The sequence below is a fragment of the Enterobacter sp. 3U4 genome (genome assembly GCF_057224565.1).
The window spans coordinates 3,059,138-3,073,071 of sequence record NZ_CP136665.1; the positions used below are offsets into that span (position 1 = coordinate 3,059,138).

Annotated in this window: 12 protein-coding genes and 1 tRNA gene; 3 read left to right on the top strand and 10 right to left on the bottom strand. The window is 59.2% G+C overall.

What is annotated here, in order from left to right; translation table 11 throughout:
• Positions 1–180 precede the first annotated feature (180 nt).
• Both fadE and RVY89_RS14730 read left to right on the top strand, forming a co-directional pair.
• The gene (gene fadE / locus RVY89_RS14725; RefSeq protein WP_371899786.1) at positions 181–2,625 is read left to right on the top strand and encodes an acyl-CoA dehydrogenase FadE; all 2,445 of its coding nucleotides are present in this window, start codon (positions 181–183) and stop codon (positions 2,623–2,625) included.
• A 108-nt stretch (positions 2,626–2,733) separates the two neighbouring features.
• On the top strand, positions 2,734–3,504 hold the full coding sequence (locus RVY89_RS14730) for an amidohydrolase (protein WP_484825731.1): 771 nt from the start codon (positions 2,734–2,736) through the stop codon (positions 3,502–3,504).
• 56 nt (positions 3,505–3,560) lie between these two features.
• Here RVY89_RS14730 and RVY89_RS14735 read toward each other — a convergent pair whose 3' ends face one another.
• From RVY89_RS14735 to dnaQ, 9 genes are all read right to left on the bottom strand, one after another.
• The gene (locus RVY89_RS14735; protein ID WP_484827941.1) at positions 3,561–5,162 is read right to left on the bottom strand and encodes a gamma-glutamyltransferase family protein; all 1,602 of its coding nucleotides are present in this window, start codon (positions 5,160–5,162) and stop codon (positions 3,561–3,563) included.
• Positions 5,163–5,171: 9 nt separating this feature from the next.
• A complete protein-coding gene (locus RVY89_RS14740; RefSeq protein ID WP_484825732.1) occupies positions 5,172–6,047 on the bottom strand; it encodes an ABC transporter permease in 876 nt (291 codons plus the stop codon).
• Positions 6,048–6,049: 2 nt separating this feature from the next.
• Positions 6,050–6,991, bottom strand: coding sequence for an ABC transporter permease (locus RVY89_RS14745; RefSeq protein ID WP_008500268.1), 942 nt, complete (start codon positions 6,989–6,991; stop codon positions 6,050–6,052).
• Between the two features lie 18 nt (positions 6,992–7,009).
• A complete protein-coding gene (locus RVY89_RS14750) occupies positions 7,010–8,524 on the bottom strand; it encodes an ABC transporter substrate-binding protein (protein WP_484825733.1) in 1,515 nt (504 codons plus the stop codon).
• A gap of 2 nt (positions 8,525–8,526) precedes the next feature.
• Positions 8,527–9,609 (bottom strand): ABC transporter ATP-binding protein, encoded by a 1,083-nt coding sequence (locus tag RVY89_RS14755; protein WP_484825734.1) that lies wholly within the window; start codon positions 9,607–9,609, stop codon positions 8,527–8,529.
• Positions 9,606–10,619 carry an ABC transporter ATP-binding protein gene (locus tag RVY89_RS14760; protein ID WP_484825735.1) on the bottom strand — a complete coding sequence of 338 codons (1,014 nt, stop codon included), beginning with the start codon at positions 10,617–10,619 and terminating at the stop codon, positions 9,606–9,608. Before RVY89_RS14760 ends, RVY89_RS14755 begins: the two co-directional genes overlap by 4 nt.
• On the bottom strand, positions 10,616–11,335 hold the full coding sequence (locus RVY89_RS14765) for a FadR/GntR family transcriptional regulator (RefSeq protein WP_484825736.1): 720 nt from the start codon (positions 11,333–11,335) through the stop codon (positions 10,616–10,618). Before RVY89_RS14765 ends, RVY89_RS14760 begins: the two co-directional genes overlap by 4 nt.
• A 379-nt stretch (positions 11,336–11,714) precedes the next feature.
• Positions 11,715–11,791: transfer RNA gene (locus RVY89_RS14770), tRNA-Asp, on the bottom strand.
• A 132-nt stretch (positions 11,792–11,923) separates the two neighbouring features.
• Positions 11,924–12,655: a DNA polymerase III subunit epsilon gene (dnaQ, locus tag RVY89_RS14775; protein ID WP_484825737.1), complete on the bottom strand. Its 732-nt coding sequence runs from the start codon at positions 12,653–12,655 to the stop codon at positions 11,924–11,926.
• A gap of 64 nt (positions 12,656–12,719) precedes the next feature.
• Here dnaQ and rnhA point away from each other — a divergent pair, with 64 nt between their 5' ends.
• Positions 12,720–13,187 carry a ribonuclease HI gene (gene rnhA / locus RVY89_RS14780; RefSeq protein ID WP_023334599.1) on the top strand — a complete coding sequence of 156 codons (468 nt, stop codon included), beginning with the start codon at positions 12,720–12,722 and terminating at the stop codon, positions 13,185–13,187.
• Here the strand turns inward: rnhA and RVY89_RS14785 are convergent.
• Positions 13,184–13,903, bottom strand: coding sequence for a class I SAM-dependent methyltransferase (locus RVY89_RS14785; RefSeq protein ID WP_023310484.1), 720 nt, complete (start codon positions 13,901–13,903; stop codon positions 13,184–13,186). The two genes, rnhA and RVY89_RS14785, sit on opposite strands and share 4 nt — an antisense overlap.
• Positions 13,904–13,934: the final 31 nt, after the last annotated feature.

Sequence of the window (13,934 nt, forward strand, 5' to 3'; positions counted from 1 at the left end):
AGCGAGAAGCTAAAGCCATGCGAATCGTCCGGCGTTTTGATTTTTTGTGCCGGCTAAAACACGAACAATGTGAACCAGGTTGTAATTATTTTGTAAACACATTGCTAAAGGAATTCACATCAACTACAACCATATCATCACAAGTGGTCAGACCTCCTACAAGCAAGGGAGCTTTTCTTTATGATGATTTTGAGCATTCTCGCAACCGTTGTTTTGCTCGGTGTGTTGTTCTATCACCGCGTGAGTTTATTCCTGAGCAGCCTGATTCTTCTGGCCTGGACGGCTGCGCTTGGCGTCGCAGGCCTCTGGAATATCTGGCTTTTAGTCCCTCTTGCCATCATTCTTCTGCCGTTTAACTTTGCCCCGATGCGTAAATCAATGATCTCTGCGCCGGTGTTCAAAGGCTTCCGCAAAGTGATGCCGCCAATGTCGCGTACCGAGAAAGAAGCGATTGATGCGGGCACCACCTGGTGGGAAGGCGACCTGTTCCAGGGCAATCCTGACTGGAAAAAGCTGCATAACTATCCGCAGCCGCGCCTGACCGCTGAAGAACAGGCCTTTATTGACGGCCCGGTGGAAGAAGCGTGCCGCATGGCAAACGACTTTGCCATCACCCATGAAATGGCCGACCTGCCGCCAGAACTGTGGGCGTATCTGAAAGAGCATCGCTTCTTCGCGATGATCATTAAGAAAGAGTACGGCGGTCTGGAGTTCTCCGCTTACGCTCAGGCTCGCGTCCTGCAAAAGCTGGCGGGCGTCTCCGGGATCCTGGCGATTACCGTTGGCGTGCCTAACTCCTTAGGCCCGGGCGAACTGCTGCAGCATTACGGTACGGAAGAGCAAAAAGATCACTACCTGCCGCGTCTGGCACGCGGTCAGGAAATCCCTTGCTTCGCGCTGACCAGCCCGGAAGCAGGCTCCGATGCGGGTGCGATTCCGGATACCGGCGTGGTCTGCATGGGCGAATGGCAAGGCGAGCAGGTGCTGGGCATGCGCCTGACCTGGAACAAGCGTTATATCACGCTGGCGCCTATTGCCACCGTGCTGGGTCTGGCCTTTAAGCTCTCTGACCCGGAAAAACTGCTGGGTGGTGAAGAAGATCTGGGCATTACCTGTGCGCTGATCCCAACCTCTACCCCAGGCGTCGAGATTGGTCGTCGTCACTTCCCGCTGAACGTGCCGTTCCAGAACGGTCCAACCCGCGGCCAGGATATCTTTGTGCCGATTGACTACATCATCGGCGGTCCGAAAATGGCCGGTCAGGGCTGGCGTATGCTGGTGGAATGTCTGTCCGTGGGCCGCGGCATTACCCTGCCGTCGAACTCAACCGGCGGTCTGAAGTCGGTAGCGATGGGGATTGGTGCTTACGCCCACATCCGCCGTCAGTTCAAAATCTCCATCGGCAAGATGGAAGGTATCGAAGAGCCGCTGGCGCGTATCGCGGGCAACGCCTACGTGATGGACGCCGCCGCCACGCTGATTACCTACGGCATTATGCTGGGCGAAAAACCGGCCGTACTGTCCGCCATTGTGAAGTACCACTGTACCCACCGCGCGCAGCAGTCAATCATTGACGCGATGGATATTGCAGGCGGTAAAGGCATTATGCTCGGCGAAGGCAACTTCCTGGCGCGCGGCTATCAGGGCGCACCGATTGCCATCACCGTGGAAGGGGCAAACATCCTGACGCGCAGCATGATGATCTTCGGTCAGGGCGCAATTCGCTGCCATCCGTACGTGCTGGAAGAGATGGCCGCTGCGCAGAACAACGACGTGGATGCCTTTGATAAGCTGCTGTTCAAACATATCGGTCACGTTGGCAGCAACAAGGTGCGCAGCTTCTGGCTGGGCCTGACGCGCGGTCTTACCAGCGCAACGCCGACCGGCGATGCAACTAAACGTTATTACCAGCATCTGAACCGTCTGAGCGCCAACCTGGCCCTGCTGTCTGACGTTTCCATGGCGGTGCTGGGCGGCAGCCTGAAGCGTCGCGAACGTATCTCTGCCCGTCTGGGCGATGTGCTGAGCCAGATCTTCCTGGCCTCTGCGGTCCTGAAACGTTACGACGATGAAGGCCGTCAGGAAGCGGATCTGCCGCTGGTGCACTGGGGCGTGCAGGATGCGATGTATCAGGCCGAGCAGGCGATTGACGATCTGCTGGCGAACTTCCCGAACCGCTTCGTGGCAGGCGCCCTGCGCGCTGTGATCTTCCCGACCGGTCGTCACCACCTGGCGCCGTCCGACAAGCTGGACCACAAGGTGGCGAAGATCCTGCAGGTTCCGAGCGCAACCCGCTCCCGCATCGGTCGCGGTCAGTATCTGGCGCCGACGCCGCATAACCCGGTGGGTCTGCTGGAAGAAGCGCTGCTGGACGTGATGGCCGCCGATCCGATTCACCAGAAGATCTGTAAACAGCTGGGCAAAAACCTGCCGTTTACCCGTCTGGACGAACTGGCAAAACAGGCGCTGGCCGGTGGCATTATCAGTAAAGATGAGGCCGCTCTGCTGGTGAAAGCCGAAGAGAGCCGTCTGCGCAGCATTAACGTGGATGATTTCGAACCGGACGAGCTGGCGACGCAGCCGGTAAAGCTGCCGGAGAAGCACCGCAAACCTGAAGCGGCATAACGCGTTTCGCTTATACAAACCCCGCCTCGCGCGGGGTTTTTTATTGCCACATTTTCTCGTTATGTCGTGCTACAGTGTCAAAAAGTGGTCGTTTGAGGAGTCTGAATTGTGCCTGGTCTGAAGATTTCTATTTTGCAGCAACCTTTAGTGTGGATGGATGGTCCCGCCAACCTGCGCCACTTTGATCGTCAACTGGAAGACATTACCGGGCGTGATGTAATTGTCCTGCCGGAAATGTTCACCACCGGCTTCGCCATGGAAGCGGCAAAACAGTCAATGCCTCAGGATGAGGTGGTCGCCTGGATGCATGCCAAAGCGCAGCAGACTAATGCGCTGATCGCCGGCAGTGCCGCCCTGCAGACCGAACGCGGGCCGGTGAACCGCTTCCTGCTGGTGGAGCCTGAAGGGAACGTTCATTTTTACGATAAACGCCACCTGTTCCGCATGGCGGATGAGCATCATCACTATGAAGCCGGTAACGAGCGCGTGGTGTTCGAATGGCGAGGCTGGCGCATTCTGCCGCTGGTATGCTACGACCTCCGTTTCCCGGTGTGGTCGCGTAACCGCAACGATTACGACCTGGCGCTGTATGTCGCCAACTGGCCTGCACCGCGCTCCCTGCACTGGCAGTCGCTGCTGGTGGCCCGCGCGATTGAGAACCAGGCGTACGTGGTGGGCTGTAACCGCGTGGGAACGGACGGCAACGGACATCACTACCGCGGCGACAGCCGGGTGGTGAATCCGCAGGGCGAGATTATTGCCACCGCCGAGCCGCATCAGGCGACGCGCATTGATGCGGAGCTGTCGTTAACGGCGCTGAAGGAGTACCGGGAGAAGTTTCCGGCATGGCAGGATGCAGATCCGTTTAGCATTGGGTGATTAAAAGCCGGGTGGCGGCTACGCCTTACCCGGCCTACAAATGCTGCTCGCTTCTTTTAACTCACCAACGCCTGCCCGTCCTTGCGGCTTTCCGTCGCGGCCACGTAGTGTCCTTCCGGCAGGCGGTAAATTACCTGCGCGCCACCGAAGTTGTAATCCTGAAGCGGATCTTCAACCACGATCTGATGCCCGCGCTCGCGCAGGGCGGCAATCGTGTTGCGATCGAACGTCGATTCAACGATCACCTCCCTGCCCTGCACCACGCGCCAGCGCGGCGCATCGATTGCCGCCTGCGGGTTTTGCCCGTGCAGCATGATGCGCAGCGCCATCTGCATATGCCCCTGCGCCTGCATCGGGCCGCCCATCACGCCAAAGGACATCAGCGGCTGGCCGTTGCCGTCCATCGCAAAGCCCGGAATGATGGTGTGGAACGGACGCTTGCTGCCCGCCAGCGCGTTCGGGTGATTTGGATCCAGCACAAAGCCACAGCCCCGGTTTTGCAGGCTAATGCCGGTGTCCGGCACCACGATGCCTGAACCGAAGCCCATATAGTTGGACTGAATAAACGAGACCATCATCCCGCTGGCGTCCGCGGTGCTGATGTAGACCGTGCCGCTCTGCGTCGGGGAACCGTAAACGAAGTCTGATGCGCTGTCGTGGTTGATCAGCGCCGCGCGCGACTTCAGATAATGGTCGCTCAGCAGCTCTTTCGCCGCGAACGCCATGTGCTCTTCATCGGCCACGTAGCGGTCGAGATCCGCCAGCGCCAGCTTCATCGCCTCAATAGACAGGTGCAGGGACTGCACGGAATCCGGATGATGCTTCTCAATGCCGCACTGCTCAAGGATGCCGAGCGCGATCAGCGTGGCGATCCCCTGACCGTTAGGCGGTAGCTCCTGCACCGAACCTCCCGCGAAGTCGCGCGACAGCAGCTCTACCCAGTCCACGCGATGGTTGGCCAGATCCTCAGCCGTCAGGTGCGCGCCGTGTTCTTTGGCGAAAGCGGCAATTTTCTGCGCCAGCTCGCCGCGATAAAAGGCTTCGCCGTTGGTGCGGGCGATCAGCTCCAGCGAGTTCGCCTGCGCCGGGTTACGGAAGATCTCCCCCACGCGCGGGGCGCGGTCTTCCGGGGCGAAGCAGGCGCTGAAGCCCGGCTGATCTTTCAGCTTGCTATAGCCGCGCTGCCAGAGATGCCCAATCAGCGGGGAGACGGGGAAACCGTTGCGCGCGTAGTCAATGGCTGGCTGCGCCAGGGTAGCAAGCGGCAGCGTGCCGAAGCGTTCCGCCAGGGCGACCCAGCCGGATACCGCGCCCGGCACGGTCACCGCATCCCAGCCGATTTCCGGCACCGCCGTTTTACCGGCAAACAGATCCGCATGCCAGCTGGCCGGCGAACGACCGGACGCGTTGAGGCCGTGCAGCTTTTCACCGTCCCAGACGATGGCAAAGGCGTCGCTGCCGATCCCGTTGCCGGTCGGCTCGACCACCGTCAGCGCCATCGCGGTGGCAATGGCCGCATCCACGGCATTCCCCCCCAGCTGCAGCATTTTCATCCCTGCCTGCGCCGCCAGCGGCTGCGACGTGGCAACCGCGTTATGGCCCAGCATCGGCGGACGGCGTGAATCGTAACCGGACGTAAAATCAAGCGCTTTGGTCATCATGACTCCTTAGTCGTGGCGCGGATCGAGCGCATCGCGCAGCCCGTCGCCGAGTAAATTAAAGCCCTGCACGGCAAGAAAAATCGCCACGCCGGGGAAAATGGACATCCACGGCGCCTGCTCCAGAAACCCTTTCGCGGTGTTGAGCATTGAGCCCCAGGACGGATTTGGCGGCTGCTGTCCCAGCCCCAAAAACGACAGGCTGGCTTCGGCGATAATTGCCGAGGCAATCGCCAGCGTGGCCTGCACCAGGATCGGCGACATCACGTTGGGCAGGACGTATTTAATGATGATCCAGCGATCCGGCAGGCCAATCGCCCGCGCGCCGTCGATATACTCTTCATTGCGAATGGCGATCACCTGGCCGCGCGTCAGGCGGGCGAAGATCGGCATCGCCGAAAGACCAATGGCGATCATCGCGTTGGTCAGGCTTGGGCCTAAAAATGCCCCCAGCGCGATCGCCATGATCAGGAACGGGCAGGCCAGCAGCGCCTCGATGAAGCGCGAGATCACCCCGTCCCACATCTTCTGGAAGTAGCCCGCCACCAGCCCCAGCGGTACCCCGATAGCTACGGCAATCACCACAGACATACAGCCCGCCATCAGCGAGGTGCGCGCCCCCCAGATAATGCGGGATAAGATGTCGCGCCCCAGTTCGTCGGTGCCGAACCAGTACATCGCCGACGGAGCTTTGCGCACCGCCAGGAAGTTGGCCTTAACCGGATCGAACGGGGCGATCCACGGCGCCAGCAGCGCCACCAGCACAAAAAAGCCCACCACCGCCGCGCCAATGACCGCGCTTTTATTGCCGAGGAATTTCTTCAGCACCCGGTTCTGCGCCCGCGGCAGCGCAGGCACAACGGTTTGCGTCGTCAGTTCCGCCATGGTTAACCTCGCATTTTCGGGTTGATGAGGACGTAGAGCACGTCGGCCAGCAGGTTCAGCATCAGGAAACCGATCGCCACGATCAGCACCACGCCCTGCACCACCGCGTAGTCACGGTTAAATACCGAGTCGACGATCATCTTGCCGAAGCCCGGAATGGTGAAGACCTGCTCGGTCAGCACCGCGCCGCCCAGCAGCTCGCCAAACAGCAGCGTAGTGAGGGTGATCACCGGCACCAGCGCGTTGCGAAACGCGTGCTTCAGGATCACCGCCTTCGGCAGCAGCCCTTTCGCCCGCGCGGTGCGGATGTAATCCGCTTTCAGCACGGCAATCATCGAGGCGCGGGTATGGCGCATCAGCGTCGCCGCCAGGCCCGTTCCGAGCACGGACGCGGGCAGCAGCAGCGTGCGCAGGTTCTGGAGCGGGTCTTCACTGAACGGCACGTAGCCGGACGCGGGGAGCCACTGCAGGTTTACCGAGAAGACCAGAATCAGCAGGATCCCCAGCCAGAAGTGCGGGATCGAGATCCCCGAGATCGCCACGAAGTTCGCCCCGTGATCGACCCAGCTGTTTTTGTTCACCGCCGCGAGGATCCCCATGCTGATGCCGAACACCAGCGCGATAATCATCGCCAGCAGCGAAAGCTCCAGCGTGACCGGCAGCTTACTGGCGATCAGCTGCGTCACCGGTTCGTGCGTGCGTAAGGAGACGCCCAGATCGCCCTGCAGCGCCCGCGTCAGCCAGTGGAAATACTGCACGGGGATCGGCGCATCGAGGTTCAGCTCCGCGCGCAGCTGAGCGATGACTGCCGGGTCGCGCTCCTCGCCGGCCATGGCGATCAGCGGGTCACCGGGCAGCAGCTTTTGCAGCCCAAACACCATCATGCTCACCAGCAGTAGCGTCGGGACGGCCAGCAGCAGACGTTTGCAAATCAGTTCCAGCATGGGCTCTCCTCAGGACGGTTATTTCGCCAGCGTTAAGCCAGCCAGACGCACAATGCCGTCCGGGTAAGGCTTAAAGCCCTGCACGCTTTTGTTCAGACCAAAAATGCGCGGCTCGAAGTAGAGGTAGGCAATCGGCATGTCGGTTTGCAGCTGCTTCACCACCTTGTCGTACAGCGGCTGGCGCGCAGCCTGGTCGGTGCTCTGGCGCGCCTGAGTCAGCCATTCGTCAACCTGCGCGTTGCTGTAGCGGCCGTCGTTCAGGGTGCCTTTGCTGTTGATAAAGCCGTAGATGCTGCCGTCCGGGTCCGGGCGACCCGACCAGCCGGAGAAGCTCAGCTGATAGTCGCCGCTCTGCTGGCGGTCGAGCAGCGTGGCGAATTCGGTCATCTGCAGGTTCAGGTTAAATCCGGCCTCGGCGACCATCGCCTGCAGTACCTGCCCCACCTGCTGTGAGGTTGGGTTGTTCGGCACCAGCAGGTTGACGGTCAGCGGCGCGCTGACGCCTGCCGCTTTGAGCAGCGCTTTGGCCTTGTCGACGTCGCGCGGCGGGACCGGCAGGTTGACGTGATACGGGCTCACCGTCGAAAACGCCTGGTTGGCTGGCGTATACAGTCCTTCAAAGACCACCTGATTTAGCGCATCGCGGTCGATAGCCTGCGAGAAGGCCTCGCGCACGCGGGCATCTTTGAACGGATCGTTGGCCGGCACCTTGCCGTTGTTGATGTTGAAGGTGATGCCCTGATACCCCAGGCCCGTTATCTTCGCCAGCGCCAGCTTGCTGTCAGCCTCGACGGTTTTCACGTCGCTGGCGGCGATGCCTTCGGTCAGGTCGAGATCGCCCGCACGCAGGTTCGCGAGGCGCACGGAGGCATCCGGGATCGGCAGATAGATAATTTTGTCGAAGTGGTAGGCGTCTTTGTTCCAGTAGTTGTCGAAGCGGGTCAGAACAATGCGGTCCTGGGACACGCGGCTGTCGAATTTATACGGGCCGGAGCAGACCGGGTGGGCGGCAAAGTCAGGCTTTTTCGCCGCCTCGGGGGCCATCATCGCGCCCGCGCGGTCGGTAAGCTGCATCAGCAGCGCGGCATCGGGGGTCTTCAGGTGCAGCGCAATCTGCATCGGGCCGGTGACCTCGACCGATTCAACGGAGGAGAGCTCGCTTTTGCGCAGGGAGCCTTTCAGGGTCAGGGCACGGTCGAGGTTGTATTTTGCAGCGGCGGCATCGAATTTCTCACCGTCGTGGAAGGTCACACCTTCGCGCAGATTGAGCGTCAGGGTTTTACCGTCGTCACTCCACGCCCAGTCTTTAGCCAGACCGGGGACCACCTTCAGGTTTTCATCCACGTCCACTAGCCTGTCGCACAGGGAGGCAAACACGAAGCGGCCATAGTAGGTGCGCGCCAGATGCGGGTCGAGCATATCCGGGTCAGCGCCCAGACCGATTCGCAGCACGCTTTCAGAATGCGCGGGCAGCGCCGCGCCAAGCAACATAACACTTCCCAGTACGGTCAAAAGAGAATTACGCATTGTCATTATCATGAGTTCCTTGAAGGAAGGGACGAGTGAGTGGCCGCGTGTTCAAACAGCGCGCGGCGGCGCAGAAAAGCGGCGGATGGCGGTGCGATCTGGATAACGCTGCGATCGCGGTTGATCTCCTGCCAGCGGTGGCAGGCAACCTGACGCCCGCCGTCGAGCACCTGATTGATCGGCTCAACCTGGCGGCATTCGTCGGTGACGTACGGGCAGCGGGTGTGGAAACGACAGCCGGACGGCGGGCTGGCAGGGTTCGGTAAGTCCCCCTGCAGCAGTGGCGCGTCGCGTTCAGCGCCCGGCTGCATCTGCGGCGCCGAGGCGATCAGCGCCTGCGTATAAGGATGCAGCGGCGCGTCAAAGATCTCATCCACGGTGGCAAGCTCGACGATTTGCCCAAGGTACATGACCGCCACGCGGTCGCTCATGTGGCGGATCACCGCCAGTCCGTGGGCGACAATCACCATCGTCAGCCCCAGCTGGTGCTTCAGGGTTTCCAGCAAATTGACCACCTGCGCCTGCACCGACACGTCCAGCGCGGATACCGGCTCATCGCCCAGCAGCAGCTTCGGTCCTGAGGCCAGCGCGCGCGCAATGCCGATACGCTGGCGCTGCCCGCCGGAAAACTCGTGCGGGTAGCGCCCGGCCCAGGCGGCGGGCAGGCCTACGGTTTTAAGCAGCTCGGCAACGCGGTACTGACGGTCCGCTTTATTCATGTTCTGGTGCAGCCACAGCGGCTCGCCGACGATCTGCTCCACCGTCATGCGCGGGTTCAGGGACGCAAAGGGATCCTGAAAGATGATCTGCAGCTCGCGGCGGAGCTGATTGAGGCGCGCACCCGATGCATGAGTGATCTCTTCCCCCTGGTAAAATACGCGCCCTTCGCTGGCGGCCAGCAGGCGCAGCAGCAGACGGCCAAGCGTAGATTTTCCGGAGCCGGACTCGCCGACGATCGCCAGCGTTTCGCCCGGCATCACGGCAAGCGACACGCGATCGACCGCGGTGACAAACCGGGCCGGGGTAAAGAGTTTTTTCGGGCCGGGGAAGAGCTTGCTGAGGTCCCGAGCTTCAAGAATGGGCGTGGTCATGCGGTCTCTCCCAGGGCAATGTGGTGTTCGAGCGGCACGCGGAAGCAGGCGACCCGATGGCCCGCGCCAAGCGCGGTGAGCGACGGTTTTTCATCATGGCAGCGGGACTGCGCAAACGGACAGCGGGTGGCAAAACGGCAGCCTTTCGGCATGGATTCAGGCAGAGGTACCGAACCGGGAATGGTGGAAAGCGGGCCTTTACGTGCGCCAAGGGAGGGGATAGACCCCATCAGACCGATGGTGTACGGGTGCTGCGGGTCGGCAAATATCGCCTCGACGCTTCCCTGCTCCACTACCTGTCCGGCATACATCACCGCCACCTGCTGCGCCACTTCGGCCACCACGCCTAAATCGTGGGTGATCATAAGCACCGCCGTGCCGGTTTCCTCTTTCAAGGTATTGAGCAAGGCGAGGATTTGCGCCTGAATGGTGACGTCGAGCGCGGTGGTCGGTTCGTCGGCAATCAGCAGTTTGGGGTTGTTAATCAGCGCCATCGCAATCATCACGCGCTGGCGCATGCCGCCGGAAAGCTGGTGAGGATACGCTTTCAGGCGCATCTCTGCCGCCGGAATCTGCACTTTCTCAAGGATCTGCAGCGCGACCTTCATCGCCTCTGCGCGCGAGACGTTCTGGTGTCGCATAACCGCTTCGCTCAGCTGATCCCCCAGCGTAAACGCCGGATTGAGCGAGGTCATCGGCTCCTGAAAAATCATCGCCAGCTCGCTGCCGCGCAGGTCGGCATATTCCCTCGGATAGAGCTTTCGCAGATCGTGGCGGCGAAACTGCATCTCCCCGCTGACGATCCGTGCGCTGGCGGGCAGTAACCCCATTAGCGCCAGTGAGGTGATACTTTTCCCGCAGCCGGACTCCCCCACCAGCGCCAGCGTTTCGCCGGCCCTGACGGTCAATGAGATACCGTCAAGCACGCTAACCGGCGAGCCCGCGAACGTAACGTTGAGGTTTTGTACTTGCAGTACGGGCGTGGCGTCCTTAAAGGGGATTGTCGTCATGGCGTGAAGTCGTCCTCAAGGTGGATCGCCTGAATCAGGGCGGTTTGCAGGCTGAGCAGGTGTTCGCGCATGGCGGCCGCAGCTTCATTAGGCTGGCGATGGATAATCGCAGCTATGATCTTGTGGTGGTGGTCGTTATAGCTATCGACACGTTCGGGCGTGCGGGCTAATTCGCGCAGATGCTGCCAGCCCGGTTCACGTCTGACGGCATCAATGGCATCAAACAGGCCGAGCATCAGACGGTTACCCGCCGCCTCGGCAATAGCGCGGTGAAAGGCGCTATCCCAGAGTTCGTTGAGATCTCGGTCATCCGGGCTGACCTTATCGATGCGTTCCAGCATGCGCTGCATAAGCGCGAGGTTTTCCCTGGTGGCACGCAGTGCCGCAAGCCGGGCGAGGCCGGGTTCAAGCTGTAGACGAGCTTCCATCACTTCCAGCAGGTTTGTTTGCTGCACCAGTCCCTGAAGGGCCAGCGGTTCAACAGGTGCTGACGGGCCGATAAACGTCCCTTTGCCCTGCTTACGCCAGATACGCCCCTCTTCTTCCAGCACGTCCAGCGCACGACGGACTTCACGTCGCCCTACGCCGAGAGTATCCGACAGCTCACGTTCCGTGGGCAGCGGAATGCCTGGTGTTGACTCATGCTGGTTGATTAGCCCGCGCAGCTGCTCAAGCGCGGTGCTGGAATTTGCCAGAAACCGTGACGGTTTTTCCATATTGGTTCGCTCGCTTTCATCATTGCTTTATTTTTATTAACGATAAGTTATTGATATTGAATGAAGCTTATCGTGCTAATGATTAAGCAATAACCAAACCAATACGCAATTGGTTCGGTGTTTTTTTGGAAAGCAGGAGATAACCAAATGATTCTGCGTGAATTATTTTTACAGTAAGACACATTCTGAATGAGGGCTGAAGAGAGAGATGGTGGCAAAATGCACAACAATAGTGCAAATAATGCACTACACCAGTGCAATTGTTAATAAATTGCACTATGTGTATTAACTTTTTGTTAACGACAAGTGAGAGGATGAGATTACAGAATGCTGAAACGACGAAGGCCTGAATCATTTCTGATTCAGGCCTTCTGAATAGTGGCGGAACGGACGGGACTCGAACCCGCGACCCCCTGCGTGACAGGCAGGTATTCTAACCGACTGAACTACCGCTCCACTGTTCCCGTTTGGGGAACGAGGCGCATATTACGGTGCGCCTCCGATCTCGTCAACGCTTTTTCTCACGTTTTGAATCGTTTGCTGCAAAAATCGCCCAAGCGATGATTTTACAGGCATTCCGGCGTTTTTTCAGGCACGCCAAAGACAGCTGCCGCCCTTCTTCTGCACCAGATCAAGACGGGATTCGTGGTTAAGCAGCTCTTCATCACTGGCTGAAACAATCCGTAGCCGGCTTGCCTGACGGACAACACGCTGAATACCCGCTTCGCCCTGCGTCTGCTGAGACTCATTTTCCATACTGAACTTCATTGATGTCTGCCCACCGGTCATCGTCAGATAGACATCGGCGAGGATCTGGGCATCGAGCAACGCCCCGTGGAGCGTTCGTTTGGTATTGTCTATCTCGTAGCGCGAACAAAGTGCATCCAGGCTGTTACGCTTGCCGGGGAACATTTTCCTCGCCAGCGCCAGACTGTCTGTTACCTTACAGAAGGTATTCGTCTTCGGGATATCACGATTAAGCTTGCTGAATTCATAATCCATAAAGCCGATATCGAACGATGCGTTGTGGATGACAAGCTCAGCGCCCTTGATGTATTCCAGGAACTCGTCAGCCACATCCGCAAACGTCGGCTTATCCAGCAAGAACTCATCGGCAATACCGTGAACGCCGAACGCTTCGGGGTCCACCAGCCGATCGGGCTTGAGGTAGACGTGGAAGTTGTTCCCCGTAAGACGACGGTTCACCACTTCAACGGCGCCGATCTCGATGATCTTATGCCCTTCGTAGTGCGCGCCGATCTGGTTCATACCGGTGGTTTCGGTATCGAGGACAATCTGGCGAGTAATTGCAGTGCTCATAGCGGTCATTTATGTCAGACTTATCGTTTAACTGAACGTTTCGAATACAGGAAGTCTACCAGAGATGCGTAAACAGGTAGAAATTTTCACCGATGGATCTTGTCTCGGTAACCCAGGCCCCGGCGGCTACGGCGCGATTATGCGCTATCGCCAGCACGAAAAAACTTTTAGCGAAGGCTATTTCCTGACCACCAACAACCGGATGGAGTTGATGGCGGCCATCGTGGCGCTGGAGGCGTTAAAAGAACATTGCGACGTGGTGTTAAGTACCGACAGTCAGTACGTCCGCCAGGGGATTACTCAGTGGATCCATAACTGGAAAAAACGCGGCTGGAAGACTGCCGATAAGAAACCGGTCAAGAACGTCGATCTCTGGAAACGTCTTGATGCTGCGCTGGGCCAGCACCAGATTAAGTGGGAGTGGGTTAAAGGCCACGCAGGCCACCCGGAGAACGAACGCTGCGACGAACTGGCGCGTGCTGCGGCATCCAATCCCGCTCATGAAGATGCGGGCTATCAGCCCGACGTCTAATCGGTTTTTTTGTACTGCCGCGTGGCGCCGACGGTCTGGCGGATGGGCGTTTTCGACTTGCTCTGCTTCATGGGGTTAAGCGTAAGGGGAATGGTTCGCTTACGCGCAACGATAAACTGCAAACAGCCCAGTGCGGGGAGATGGGTGCTTAGTACCACGCCCCCCTGCCTCGCCCAGGGCAGCACCTGAAAACCACCGTAGCAGAGCACTTCAAAGTTCAGCAGTGAAAGCCAGTCGAGCTGGCGCATCATGGTGAACATCCGGCTGTTGTAAGGTGGAGTCCGGCGCAGCACCGGTACCAGCTTACGCAGGCCCATCAGGCTTAGCGGATTGAATCCGCTAAGTACCAGCCAGCCATCATCAATCAGCACGCGATCTGCTTCGCGAAGCAGACGATGCGGATCGCTGCACCAGGGCAGCGTGTGTGCGAGCAAACACGCATCGACGGATTTTTCCGCAAACGGCAGATGCAACGGGTCTGCTTTCACCTGGACCGGCGATCCGCCGAGAGAGACGTTAACCTGATGCGAGATAGCGCAGCTTTCGGTATTGATTTCCGCGCTGAGATTGCCAATCTTAAGCAGGTGAAAGCCATACATTTTCGCAAGCCAGGGCTTCAGCTGTTGTTCTAACGCTTCGCGATAGTATTCACCCCAGGGCAATTCCGCCCAACGTTCCGGTGCTGCGACAGTCTGAGGTATCCTTGCCGGTTTCATCAAAACACCCGCCACGCTATAAGAGGTAATG

Bases quoted from the DNA above. Each gene is read 5' to 3' on its own strand.
- dnaQ (WP_484825737.1), bottom strand. From the start codon at position 12,655: ATGAGCACTGCAATTACTCGCCAGATTGTCCTCGATACCGAAACCACC.
- RVY89_RS14760 (WP_484825735.1), bottom strand. From the start codon at position 10,619: ATGACGACAATCCCCTTTAAGGACGCCACGCCCGTACTGCAAGTACAA.
- RVY89_RS14755 (WP_484825734.1), bottom strand. From the start codon at position 9,609: ATGACCACGCCCATTCTTGAAGCTCGGGACCTCAGCAAGCTCTTCCCC.
- fadE (WP_371899786.1), top strand. From the start codon at position 181: ATGATGATTTTGAGCATTCTCGCAACCGTTGTTTTGCTCGGTGTGTTG.
- RVY89_RS14750 (WP_484825733.1), bottom strand. From the start codon at position 8,524: ATGACAATGCGTAATTCTCTTTTGACCGTACTGGGAAGTGTTATGTTG.
- RVY89_RS14735 (WP_484827941.1), bottom strand. From the start codon at position 5,162: ATGACCAAAGCGCTTGATTTTACGTCCGGTTACGATTCACGCCGTCCG.
- RVY89_RS14745 (WP_008500268.1), bottom strand. From the start codon at position 6,991: ATGCTGGAACTGATTTGCAAACGTCTGCTGCTGGCCGTCCCGACGCTA.
- RVY89_RS14785 (WP_023310484.1), bottom strand. From the start codon at position 13,903: ATGAAACCGGCAAGGATACCTCAGACTGTCGCAGCACCGGAACGTTGG.
- rnhA (WP_023334599.1), top strand. From the start codon at position 12,720: ATGCGTAAACAGGTAGAAATTTTCACCGATGGATCTTGTCTCGGTAAC.
- RVY89_RS14740 (WP_484825732.1), bottom strand. From the start codon at position 6,047: ATGGCGGAACTGACGACGCAAACCGTTGTGCCTGCGCTGCCGCGGGCG.
- RVY89_RS14765 (WP_484825736.1), bottom strand. From the start codon at position 11,335: ATGGAAAAACCGTCACGGTTTCTGGCAAATTCCAGCACCGCGCTTGAG.